Annotated in this window: 9 protein-coding genes; 4 read left to right on the forward strand and 5 right to left on the reverse strand. The window is 59.8% G+C overall.

Annotation, left to right across the window (positions count from 1 at the left end):
- Positions 1 to 17: 17 nt before the first annotated feature.
- The 4 genes from N1937_RS14230 to N1937_RS14245 all read right to left on the reverse strand — a co-directional run bounded on the left by N1937_RS14230 (position 18) and on the right by N1937_RS14245 (position 5701).
- Positions 18 to 1568 carry a SpoVR family protein gene (locus tag N1937_RS14230; RefSeq protein ID WP_222291541.1) on the reverse strand — a complete coding sequence of 517 codons (1551 nt, stop codon included), beginning with the start codon at positions 1566 to 1568 and terminating at the stop codon, positions 18 to 20.
- A complete protein-coding gene (locus N1937_RS14235) occupies positions 1565 to 2839 on the reverse strand; it encodes a YeaH/YhbH family protein (RefSeq protein WP_162115983.1) in 1275 nt (424 codons plus the stop codon). The genes N1937_RS14230 and N1937_RS14235 overlap by 4 nt, the downstream gene beginning before the upstream one ends.
- 12 nt (positions 2840 to 2851) lie before the next feature.
- Positions 2852 to 4795, reverse strand: a complete 1944-nt coding sequence (locus tag N1937_RS14240; RefSeq protein ID WP_017965069.1) for a PrkA family serine protein kinase — start codon at positions 4793 to 4795, stop codon at positions 2852 to 2854.
- A gap of 429 nt (positions 4796 to 5224) precedes the next feature.
- Entirely contained in the window at positions 5225 to 5701 is a 477-nt protein-coding gene (locus tag N1937_RS14245; protein WP_017965070.1) for a VOC family protein, read from the reverse strand.
- A gap of 247 nt (positions 5702 to 5948) precedes the next feature.
- Between N1937_RS14245 and N1937_RS14250 the strand changes: the two genes are divergently transcribed.
- Positions 5949 to 8429 carry an ATP-dependent helicase gene (locus N1937_RS14250; protein WP_017965071.1) on the forward strand — a complete coding sequence of 827 codons (2481 nt, stop codon included), beginning with the start codon at positions 5949 to 5951 and terminating at the stop codon, positions 8427 to 8429.
- 27 nt (positions 8430 to 8456) lie between these two features.
- Here the strand turns inward: N1937_RS14250 and N1937_RS14255 are convergent, their stop codons facing one another.
- The gene (locus N1937_RS14255) at positions 8457 to 8804 is read right to left on the reverse strand and encodes a hypothetical protein (RefSeq protein WP_162115982.1); all 348 of its coding nucleotides are present in this window, start codon (positions 8802 to 8804) and stop codon (positions 8457 to 8459) included.
- A gap of 397 nt (positions 8805 to 9201) precedes the next feature.
- On the opposite strand from N1937_RS14255, the gene N1937_RS14260 reads away from it, so the two are divergent.
- The 3 genes from N1937_RS14260 (at position 9202) to N1937_RS14270 (ending at position 11424) form a co-directional block, all read left to right on the forward strand.
- Positions 9202 to 9699: an EF-hand domain-containing protein gene (locus tag N1937_RS14260; protein WP_170254990.1), complete on the forward strand. Its 498-nt coding sequence runs from the start codon at positions 9202 to 9204 to the stop codon at positions 9697 to 9699.
- 333 nt (positions 9700 to 10032) lie between these two features.
- The gene (pncA, locus tag N1937_RS14265; RefSeq protein ID WP_162115980.1) at positions 10033 to 10659 is read left to right on the forward strand and encodes a bifunctional nicotinamidase/pyrazinamidase; all 627 of its coding nucleotides are present in this window, start codon (positions 10033 to 10035) and stop codon (positions 10657 to 10659) included.
- A gap of 99 nt (positions 10660 to 10758) precedes the next feature.
- Entirely contained in the window at positions 10759 to 11424 is a 666-nt protein-coding gene (locus N1937_RS14270) for a dihydrofolate reductase family protein (RefSeq protein WP_017965075.1), read from the forward strand.
- The last annotated feature ends 66 nt before the right edge of the window (positions 11425 to 11490 follow it).

An 11490-nucleotide genomic window follows, 5' to 3' on the forward strand; every position in this document is an offset into this window, starting at 1 on the left:
TCAAGAAAAACGCCAGGTTACTGAATGATCTTGCGCGGGCTCGCCGTGTGTTCTCTCGCGACGCTGTTGGAATCATCGATTTCCTGAAGCAGGACCTCGTAGCCCCAGAGATCGGCAAGATGCTGCAAGACCAGTTTCATGTCGGCTTCCTGAAGATAGCAGCCATTCACGACGATGTGCTGCAGCAACAGGCGGCGGTCGCCGGCGAGGTCGACGTCGACGATATCGATGGCCGGATCGGTCCAGCCGATATCGTATTCGCGGGAGAGCTGGCGGCGTATCCGCAAGTATCCGCGCTCATTGTGGATCGCCGAAACCAGAACCCCCTCGGTCTGCTCCGGATCGTCGTAGAGATGGAACAGCCGCAACTGCCGGATTAGGTTCGGGCTGAGGAACTGGCTGATGAAGCTTTCGTCCCGGTAATTGGCCCAGATGTCGCGCAGGACGGCCATCGCGTCGCCGCGTCCCGCAATATCGGGAAACCATGCACGGTCCTCTTCCGTCGGCTTCGTGACGATTCGCTCGATATCCTGCATCATCGCAAAGCCAAGCGCATAGGGATTGAAGCCCGAGAACCGCCGGTCGTCATAGCTCGGCTGGAACACGACGTTGGCGTGCGACTTCAGGAATTCGAGGAAGTTTCCGTCGCTGATCTGCCCCCGCTCGTGAAGCCGGTTCATAATCTGGTAGTGGACGAAGGTGGCGGTTCCCTCGTTCATTACCTTGGTCTGCCGCTGGGGATGAAAATATTGTGCGACGTGGCGGACGATGCGAAGGATTTCACGCTGCCACGGCTGCAACCGCGGCGCTGATTTTTCGAGAAAATAAAGGATGTTGTCCTGCGGAAGACCGAGGGCGGCGCGGCGCTTTTCCAAACCGCTGTCGCCCGCCTTCCGAGCCTTGCCGACAGGGACAGTGCGCCACAGATCGTTGAATATCTGCTCCTCGTGGGCGCGGCGCTCCTGCTGCCGCTTCTCCTCCTGGCGAAGATCGATCGTGGTCTTGCCCGCGTATCGATGCACCCCGTGCGACATCAGTGCATGGGCTGCATCCAGCGTGCGCTCGACGGCCATCTCGCCGTAACGCTCCTCGCAGCGGGTGATATAACCCTTGGCGAAATCGAGGTAATCGAGGATGCCCTCGGCATCGGTCCATAGCTTGAAGAGATAGTTGTTCTTGAAGAAATGGTTGTGGCCGAAGGCCGCATGCGCGGTGACGAGCGTCTGCATCGTCGCCGTGTTTTCCTCCATCAGGTAGGAGATGCAGGGAGAGCTGTTGATGACGATCTCATAGGCGAGGTCGCGCATCCCGCGGCGGTAGAAGGCTTCGTGATGCGCGAAGTGTTTGCCGAAGGACCAATGGCGGTAGAAGAGCGGCATGCCGGTCGAGGAATAGGCATCGAGCATCTGCTCCGAGGTGATGACTTCAATCTGGTTCGGATAGACGTCGAGGCCAAGTTCGCCGAGCGCGATCTCCTCGCAGGCGTCGTGAATGCGTTGAAGTGTTGAAAAGTCCCAGTCGGCCCCCTCGAACAATAGCCGTTCTCGTGGCCTCATCGTCATGGTCATGGCGTCACCTTCGACTGTGCGTCACGTTTCTGGAAGAGATCATGGAAAACAGGGAAAATTTCGTTTCGCCGGCAGACCTTGCGCATCGAAAGCGGCTGCAGCTCGGAACGGATCCCGTCATAGAGCATCCAAAGCGGTGAGCGTGATATCGAGGAGTCACCGCCTTCTTCGCCGACCTCGATATAGGCGAAATACTGGCACAGCGGCAAAATCTCGCGCAGCAGCTGTCCGCTCAGGTTCCCGTCGGAATGGGCGTTGTCGCCGTCCGATGCCTGGGCGCCATAGATATTCCATTCCGCCGGATCAAAACGCGCCGCGATGATCGCCCGCATTGCCGCTAGCGCACTGGAGACCAGCGTGCCGCCGGTTGCCGGACCATAGAAGAAGGTTTCCTCGTCGACTTCCTCGGCCTTGTCGGTATGGCGGATGAAGACGATCTCCACTTTCTTGTAGCGTTTCGACAGGAAAAGGTAGAGCAGCAGGTAGAACCGCTTCGCCAGGTCCTTCATGTGTTCCGACATGGAGCCGGAGACGTCCATCAAGCAGAACATCACGGCCTTTGCCACAGGCTTCGGCTCGTTTTCGAAGCGGCGATACCGCACGTCGAGCGGATCGATATAGGGAATGCGCCGGCTTTTTTCCGTCAGAGATTTGAGTTTTGCCTCAAGCGCCAGCCGGCTCTCGTCGTCCTCGCATTCCTCGATCTGCCGCTGCAGGGCTTCGATTTCTTCGCGGCGCGGACGGTGAAGCGCGACACGGCGCATCATCGCGAGCCTGGTCGTGCGACCGACGGCGATGTTGGACGGCGATCCCGACACGGAATAGCCGGCACGGAAGGGAGTTTCCTCCTCGGTTTCGGCTAAACGCCGCTTGGCAAGATCGGGCAGTTCCAGATCGTCCAGGAACACATCGAGGAATTCCTCACGCGTCAGCACAAAGCGGAAGCCGTCCTCGCCGTCACCTTCGCCCGCATCCTTGGGTTTTCCGCCCCTGCTCCCCGGCGGGCGCGGAAGAATGTCGCCTTCGACAAAGGCCCTGTTTCCAGGCAGGATGTGGTCGCGAATGCCGCCATCGCCCCTTCTCAAGTTCGGCTCGGCCATTCCATCGATCGGCAGGCTGATTTCCCCGCCGTCGAGCACATCGCGAATGTTCCGGTTTTGCAGAGAACGCTTTACCGCCTGCTGCACGGCGCCCTTCATGCGCCGAAGAAACCGTTGCCGATTTTCCAGACTTTTACCGCGCGGATTTAGCCGACGGTCGACAATGTGCATATTGGCTCCACATTAACTTGCCTGTTTGACGCGCATGTACCATTCGACGAGGCGCCGAACCTGCCTCTCCGTGTAGCCCCGCGCAGCCATGCGCGAGACAAACTCGCTGTGTTTCTTTTCTGTTTCCGAATCCTTCTTCGAACCGAAGGAAATGACCGGCAAAAGATCCTCGACCTGCGAGAACATTCGTTTCTCGATGACTTCCCGGATCTTCTCGTAGCTCGTCCATGACGGATTCTTTCCGCCGTTGGCTGCCCGTGATCTCAAGCAGAACTTGACGATTTCGTTGCGGAAATCCTTCGGATTGGCAATTCCCGCCGGCTTTTCGATTTTCGTCAGTTCCTGGTTGAGGAGCTCGCGGTCGAGAAGCTGGCCGGTATCGGGATCCTTGAAATCCACATCTTCGATCCAGGCATCGGCATAATCAACGTAGCGGTCGAACAGGTTCTGTCCGTAATCCGCATAGGACTCAAGATAGGCCTTCTGAATCTCATTGCCAATAAACTCTGCGTAACGCGGCGCAAGATCGGCCTTGATGAATTCCAGATAGCGCTTCTCGACATCGTCGGAAAACTGCTCGCGTCGGATCGACTGCTCCAGCACATACATCAGATGAACCGGATCGGCGCCGATATCCGTGGTGTCGTGATTGAAGGTGGAGGCGAGCACCTTGAAGGCGAAGCGGGTCGATATGCCGTCCATGCCTTCGTCGATGCCAGCGGCATCCCGATATTCCTGGACACTGCGGGCGCGCGGATCCGTCTCCTTCAGGCTCTCGCCATCATAGGTGCGCATCTTCGAGAAGTACGTCGAATTCTCATGCTTGCGCAGACGAGAAAGCACGGAGAAGCGGGCCAGCATTTCGAGCGTCGCGGGGGCGCACGGCGCATCGGCGAGTTCCGATCCCTCGATCAGCTTCTCGTAAATCTTCTGCTCTTCCGTGACGCGCAGGCAATAGGGCACCTTGATCACGCAAATACGGTCGATGAAGGCCTCGTTGTTCTTGTTGGCCTTGAAGGTTTGCCATTCCGCTTCGTTCGAATGCGCAAGGACGATGCCGGAGAAGGGTATGGCGCCGATATTCTCGGAGCCGATATAGTTCCCCTCCTGCGTCGCCGTCAGCAGCGGATGCAGCATCTTGATCGGCGCCTTGAACATCTCGACGAATTCGAGCACGCCCTGATTGGCGCGGTTGAGCCCGCCCGAATAGCTGTAGGCATCGGGATCGTTCTGGGAATAGGTCTCCAGCTTGCGGATATCGACCTTGCCGACCAGCGACGAGATATCTTGATTGTTCTCGTCTCCAGGCTCGGTCTTGGCGATGGCGATCTGGCGCAACCGCGAAGGCTGTACTCTGACGACGCGGAAGCGGGAAATATCGCCTCCGAAATCGTCGAGCCGTTTCAGGCACCACGGGCTCATCAGTCCGCTCAGGCGCCGCAGGGGAATGCCGTATTGCTCCTGGAGGAGCGATCCCATCGTGTCCGGGTCGAACAGGTTGAGAGGACTTTCGAAAACGGGGCTGATCTCGTCACCCGCCTTCAGCACGTAGATCGGATGAACCTCCATCAGCAGCTTCAGCCGCTCCGCCAGCGATGACTTGCCGCCGCCGACCGGGCCGAGCAGATAAAGGATCTGCTTGCGCTCCTCGAGCCCCTGCGCGGCGTGCCGGAAAAAGGAAACGATGCGTTCGATTGTCTCTTCCATGCCGTGGAAGCCAGCAAAGGCCGGATAGATCCGCATGGTCCGGTTCATGAAGATCCGGCCGAGGCGCGCGTCCTTGGCGGTATCGACCATCTGCGGCTCGCCTATCGCGGCGAGCAGACGCTCGGTCGCATTGGCATAGGCAAGCGGTTCCTTTTTGCAAAGGTCGAGATATTCCGCGATCGACATATCGGTTTCGCGACGCGCATCATAACTGCGGGTGAACGCATCAAATACGGATTCGCTCAGCATGGGCCCTCCATTCAAGGTTAATGCCACAGGCTTCAGGTGTCCCTATAACCATCGAGATGGCCATGACGTTCCTGAGAATCAATAGTTTCTTCGGTTATTCCACGCTCACCGGCCATTTCTAGCAATGCACAAAATTGTGCATCCACCGGTTCTTTAATTACTGTACGAAACTGTCGGTCAGTATAGTTGAGAAAGCCGCCATCGCGGTATCAGCACATTTCACGACGTGACAGAAAGATGAAAAAGGTGTGCAATGTCGCCCGTGATTCGAGATCACGAAAGCCAGCGATTGGCAGGCGGCGAACCCGCTTCGATCGGTGAATATCGATGCGCGACGGACCGTATGTCATCGAATTTTGGGGATATTCTTAGAGAAACAGGCGCATGACTATCATGCGCCTGATTTGCGATCATGTCTCCACAGGCCTCTCAGCCGTTGAACGCATTCTCGAGCGCAGCGACGTCGATCTTGACCATGCCGAGCATCACTTCGGTCACGCGCCTTGCCCGCTCAGGGTCGCTGTCGGCGATCATCTCCGATAGCACGCGCGGCACGATTTGCCAGGAAAGGCCCCAGCGGTCCTTCAGCCAACCGCAGGCCTCCGGCGTGCCGCCATTGGCGAGGAATGCCTCCCATATTCGATCGATCTCGGCCTGACCTTCGACGAGGATCGCAATCGAGAAGGAATGGTTGAAGCTATCGAGCGGGCCGGCCTTCATTGCCAGGAAGGACTGGTCGGCGAGCGTGAACTCGATCAGCTCGACGCTGCCGGGAGGCCCGCTCGGCGTTTCCGCCTGAAGTATGGTGGTGCGGCCGATCCTGGAGTCCGGGATAACAGACACGTAGAATTCGACGGCTTCGCGCGCTTCCTCGGCGAACCAGAGATTTGAAACGACCTTCGGCATGAAAACGGCCTCCTTGTTGACGGGTGTTGATCCGGACTGCTGTCCGATGCCTCAAGGACGCCTTACTGGCGCCGGTTCCGACACGCCGCGATCGGAATTTTAGCCCTGCCCGCCCGCATCTCGACCACAGCCGGGCTCGGCGGCGGCCTTGCCGCCTGTAACATGCCGCCTGGGATAGCGGTGGCTCGGGAATGAAAGCAGAACATCTTTTCTGGTCTTTCCTTCCCGAATCACTACATTACGCGCCATGAGCAATAGTTTCGACGATATGCCCTTCTTCGACGAAGAGCCGGGCGAGATGGCGCGCAAGCCGCAGCCGCCTGCCGCACCCGCCGAAAGGGCGCCCGCCGCCGGTGGCGGCATCGCCGCACGCGCCATGGCGGCCCGCGACGGCGGCAAGCGGCCGGATTACCTCACCGGGCTGAACCCCGAGCAGACCGAAGCCGTCGAAACGCTGGAAGGCCCCGTCCTCGTGCTCGCCGGCGCCGGCACCGGCAAGACGCGGGTGCTCACCACCCGCATTGCCCATATCCTCAATACCGGCCGCGCCTTTCCCTCGCAGATCCTCGCCGTCACCTTCACCAACAAGGCCGCCCGCGAGATGAAGGAGCGCATCGCGCTGCTCGTCGGCGGCGCCGTCGAAGGCATGCCCTGGCTCGGCACCTTCCATTCGATCGGCGTCAAACTTCTGCGCCGCCACGGCGAGCTCGTCGGCCTGCGCTCCGATTTTACCATTCTCGATACCGACGACGTCGTTCGCCTGATCAAGCAGTTGATCCAGGCCGAGGGTCTCGACGACAAGCGCTGGCCGGCCAAGCAGTTCGCCGGCATGATCGACACGTGGAAGAACAAGGGGCTCGGCCCGGCCGATATCCCCGAGGGCGACGCTCGCGCCTTTGCCAATGGCCGCGGCCGCGATCTCTATTTCGCCTATCAGGCGCGCCTGACGACGCTGAACGCCTGCGATTTCGGCGACCTGCTGATGCATCCGATCGCGATCTTCCGCAAGAACCCGGACCTCTTGAAGGAATATCACGGCCGCTTCCGCTATATCCTCGTCGACGAGTACCAGGACACCAACACCGCCCAATACATGTGGCTCAGGCTTCTCGCCCAGCGATCCAAAGGCGAGCCGCAGAACGTCTGCTGCGTCGGCGACGACGACCAGTCGATCTACGGCTGGCGCGGCGCGGAGGTCGACAATATCCTGCGCTTTGAAAAGGATTTCCCCGGCGCCAAGGTCATCAAGCTCGAGCGCAACTATCGCTCGACCGAACATATCCTTGGTGCCGCCGCCCATCTGATCGCCCATAATGAGGGTCGTCTCGGCAAGACGCTGTTCACCGACCGCTCCGATCCGGACGACGTCAAGGTGCAGGTCCACGCTTCCTGGGATTCGGAGGAGGAAGCCCGCGCCATCGGCGAGGAGATCGAGCAGCTCCAGCGCGGCAAGCATCTCTTGAACGACATGGCGATCCTCGTGCGCGCCTCGTTCCAGATGCGCGAATTCGAAGACCGCTTCGTCACCCTCGGCCTCAACTACCGCGTCATCGGTGGCCCGCGCTTCTACGAGCGCCTCGAGATCCGCGACGCCTTGGCCTATTTCCGCCTCGTTGCGCAAGCCTCCGACGACCTCGCCTTCGAACGCATCGTCAACACCCCGAAGCGGGGCCTCGGCGATACGACGGTGCGCGCGCTGCACGACTATGCGCGTGCCCGCGATATCCCGATGCTTGCGGCGGCCGCCGACATCATCGAGACCGACGAGCTGAAGCCGAAGGCGCGAAAGGCGCTCTTCGACGTGATTCAATCTTTCCGCCGATGGCAGGAACTGCTTGAAAACACACCGCATACCGAGCTGGCCGAGCAGATCCTCGAAGAGTCCGGCTATACCGACATGTGGAAGAACGACAAGAGCGCCGAAGCGCCGGGCCGCCTTGAGAACCTCAAGGAACTGATCCGCTCGATGGAAAGCTTCGAATCGATGCGCGGCTTCCTCGAACACGTCTCGCTGGTGATGGATGCCGAGACCAACGAGAACCTTGATGCCGTCTCGATCATGACGCTGCACTCAGCCAAGGGTTTGGAATTCGACACCGTCTTCCTGCCCGGCTGGGAGGAAGGCCTCTTCCCGCACCAGCGCTCGCTGGACGAGAGCGGCCGCGCCGGCCTGGAGGAGGAACGCCGCCTCGCCTATGTCGGCATCACCCGCGCCAAGCATCGCTGCCACATCTGGTTCGTCTCCAACCGCCGCATCCATGGCCTCTGGCAATCGACCCTGCCCTCACGCTTCCTCGACGAACTGCCGGACACCCATGTCGAGGTCGCTCAAATGGAACAGAGCTACGGCGGGTACGGCCGCGGTGGCTACGGCCAGTCCCGCTTCGACAAGGCCGAACCCTTCGCCAATTCCTATTCCACGCCCGGCTGGAAACGCGCCCAGGCCAACAAGACCGACGCCACACGCGACAATTGGGGCACCCGCTCCGGCCACGCCGTCGAACGCATCGGCTACGGCGAGAGCGGCCCGAAGGGGCGCACGATCGAAGGCGAGCTGGTTGCCAAATCGACCTCGTCGGAACCGTCGAGATTCACCCTCGGCGACCGCGTGTTCCACCTGAAATTCGGCAACGGCAACATCACCGGCATCGAAGGCAACAAGCTGACGATCGAGTTCGACCGGGCCGGACAGAAGCGGGTCTTGGACGGGTTCGTCGAGCGCGTGTGATCTCACCTCGGCACGACGCGAGAACGTTTACCCGAGCATCCGCATCCTTCCGATCCCAAGAATATCGTTGATCAGCGCAATGCCGATTCCGGTGGCGACGATTCCCAATCCGATCAGGAAGAGCCGGCGAGACCGATCATATTTGACGGCAAAGAGAGAGTCGCGCGCCAGCAGATCGGCAAAGACCTTCACCTGGATGGCGATGCCGATCGTCAAGAACAGCATCGGCGGAATATCGATGCGACTCCAGTCGTTGGGGTTGGAAACCCAGACACTGATGAAATTGAGCGAGAAACCGAGGATGATCCCGGCCGCTGTCAGCGACCCGTTGCGAAATGTCGCATCGATCTTTTCGTCGGGATCCGGCTCGGACATGGCTTCGCTTCCCGCTGCTGAGGGTAAGAAAGGCAGAAATCATGATCCAGAGCAAGCTCGACCTGACATCGCCCTCACAGGAAGCAGACGAAATGTCGCAGCCGCGCAAACCCCGGCACTCCGCCCATGGCTCCTCCGCACGCTTCATTACGACAATTTCAGGCAAACACGGACATGGATTTAATCGCCCCCAGACGAAGCAATCGCTAAAAAAAGCCAATAATTCCAATGAAACAACTTTGGTAACCGAAAGGTTAACGTGCGTCGCCCCGCGCCGTCAATCGCACTTCTACCCTGTCAAAACGTCGCTTTGACGCCTTGCGCAAATCAGCTTAGCCCAAAGGCTGCCCACCCATGAAAGGCGGGCTTCACGACGAACTTTTCGAAGGAGGTTCAAGTGACCAGTGTTTCATCTCTCGGCAGCACAATGACCCAGTACCAGTCTCCGCTTTCCAGTCTGGACAAGAATGGCGACGGCGTCATATCGGCGGACGAGTTGGCCGCCGCCTCGCAGTCCTCGACATCGGCCATGGCGTCGACCGACGGCGACGACAGCGGCACCGATATCGTCAAGAAGATCACCGCCGACATTCTGTCGCTGATGCTGTCCATGCAGAAGACCGACAGCAGCGACGATCAGGCCGACGGCAGCGATCAGAGCGACGACAATTCCAAGGGCGTCTTCGCCGCGATGGATACGAATGGCGACGGCAAGTTGACCGAATCCGAATTTCTTGCCGCCGAACCGAACAGCATCAAGACTTCGGGCGACAGCGATCCGCTCCTCACCAAAGTGCTGAGCGACATGCAGACGGCCCTTCAGGCCTACCGCAATACCTACGGCGCTTCCGCCGCAGCAGGCGATTCCGCAACCGAAGACGTGGCGGCGGTCTAGCTGGCTGAAATCCGGGCTCTGCCGGGGGAGCCTCGATCCATCGATGCCGCACAAAAGTGTCCACGCAGGCAGATCGATTTGGCGGCACTTGCCACCGTCGTCGGCCGTGTCTGCGATCCGGAAATCATGCACGTGCCTTGCCGCTCCGTTCCATTTCACCACGAGAACCGCCACCAGCTATCGCAATGATTGCATTAGAGCATTCTGCTTTGACGACTTACTGCCGCTAGCGCCAGAATTAACACTTGCGCGTTCGCGCCTGGAAATCCACTAGTTGATCCATTCGGTGTGCTTAGCGTCCTACACTGCAATAAGCGAAGGGATTGAGCCTTGATGAAAGCGCTGCTGCTCGTCGACATTCAAAACGGCTTCTGTCCAGGCGGCAATCTGCCGGTGCCTGACGGCGACAAGGTGGTTCCCGTCGCAAACAGACTGATCGACAGCGGCAAATACGACCTGATCGTCGCCTCGCAGGACTGGCATCCGCCGGGCCACGGCAGCTTTGCCTCCGCCCATCCGGGTGCCGCCGCCTTCGAGATGGGCGAACTGTCGGGCAAGCCGCAGATGATGTGGCCTGACCACTGCATTCAGGGTACGCTTGATGCCGAACTGCATCCCGAACTCAAATCCGAAGAGATCGACCTGATCCAGCAGAAGGGCGAGAATCCTGATATCGACAGCTATTCGGCCTTCCGCGACAATGACCGCGATGCCTCGACCGGCCTTTCCGATTTCCTCGAGGATCAGGGCGTCACCGACCTCGACGTCTGCGGACTGGCGACCGACTATTGCGTCAAGTTCTCCGCGCTCGACGCGCTGGAGATGATGCCTGGTATCCACGTGCGCTTCATCGAGGACGCAAGCCGCGGCATCACGCCCGAAGGCGTCGCCGCCGCCATCGAAGAGATGCGGGCGCATGGCATCGCGATCATCGACAGCGTCAAGGCCTTGGCCGGCTAATTCAGCTCGGATACCGCCAGAAAAAACCGCGTCGAATGTCGGATCGGTGCAAGTTAATCCGTCCTCGGCTCTGAACACACCAACAATGGGAGTTGAGAGATGAGAAAGCTAGTTGCTGCAGCCTTCGTCAGTTTGGACGGTGTCATGCAGGCGCCGGGCGGGCCGCGGGAGGATCCGACCGGCGGCTTCACGCAGGGCGGCTGGACCGTCAATTATTGGGACGAGCCGATGGGCCAGTTCATGGGCGGGATCTTTACCGATCCCTTCGAACTGCTGCTTGGCCGCAAGACCTACGAAATCTTCGCCGCGCACTGGCCCTTCGTCGGGAAAGACGATCCAATCGGCAAGGTCTTCAACGCCGTGACCAAATATGTCGCGACCACTTCCACGGAGCCGCTCACCTGGGCAAATTCCGTCGCCCTGCGTGGCGAAGCCGCCGCCGAAATCGCCCGGTTGAAACGAGAGGACGGTCCCGTCCTCCTGACACAGGGCAGCAGCGGCCTGTTGCAGACCCTATTGGCGCATGACCTGATCGACGAATTCCGGCTCCTGACTTTTCCGCTCGTCCTCGGCCAGGGCAAACGCCTGTTCGGTCAAGGCGCCAAGCCGCAGGCGCTGAAGCTCACTGCCAACACGATATCGACGACGGGCGTCATCATGAGCGTCTACGAGCGCGCCGGCGCAATCAAGACAGGCACATTCGAGCTGGCGCAGCCCTCGGAGGCCGAGATCGAACGCCGGGAGCGGATGAAGCGTGAAGGCTGAACGCGCCTTTGCGATTGCGGGGCCGCGGGCACTGTCGCGTCCCGTCTATAGGCTCGTGCCCTTGTT

The organism is Rhizobium sp. WSM4643 (assembly GCF_025152745.1).
GTDB lineage: Bacteria > Pseudomonadota > Alphaproteobacteria > Rhizobiales > Rhizobiaceae > Rhizobium > Rhizobium leguminosarum_I.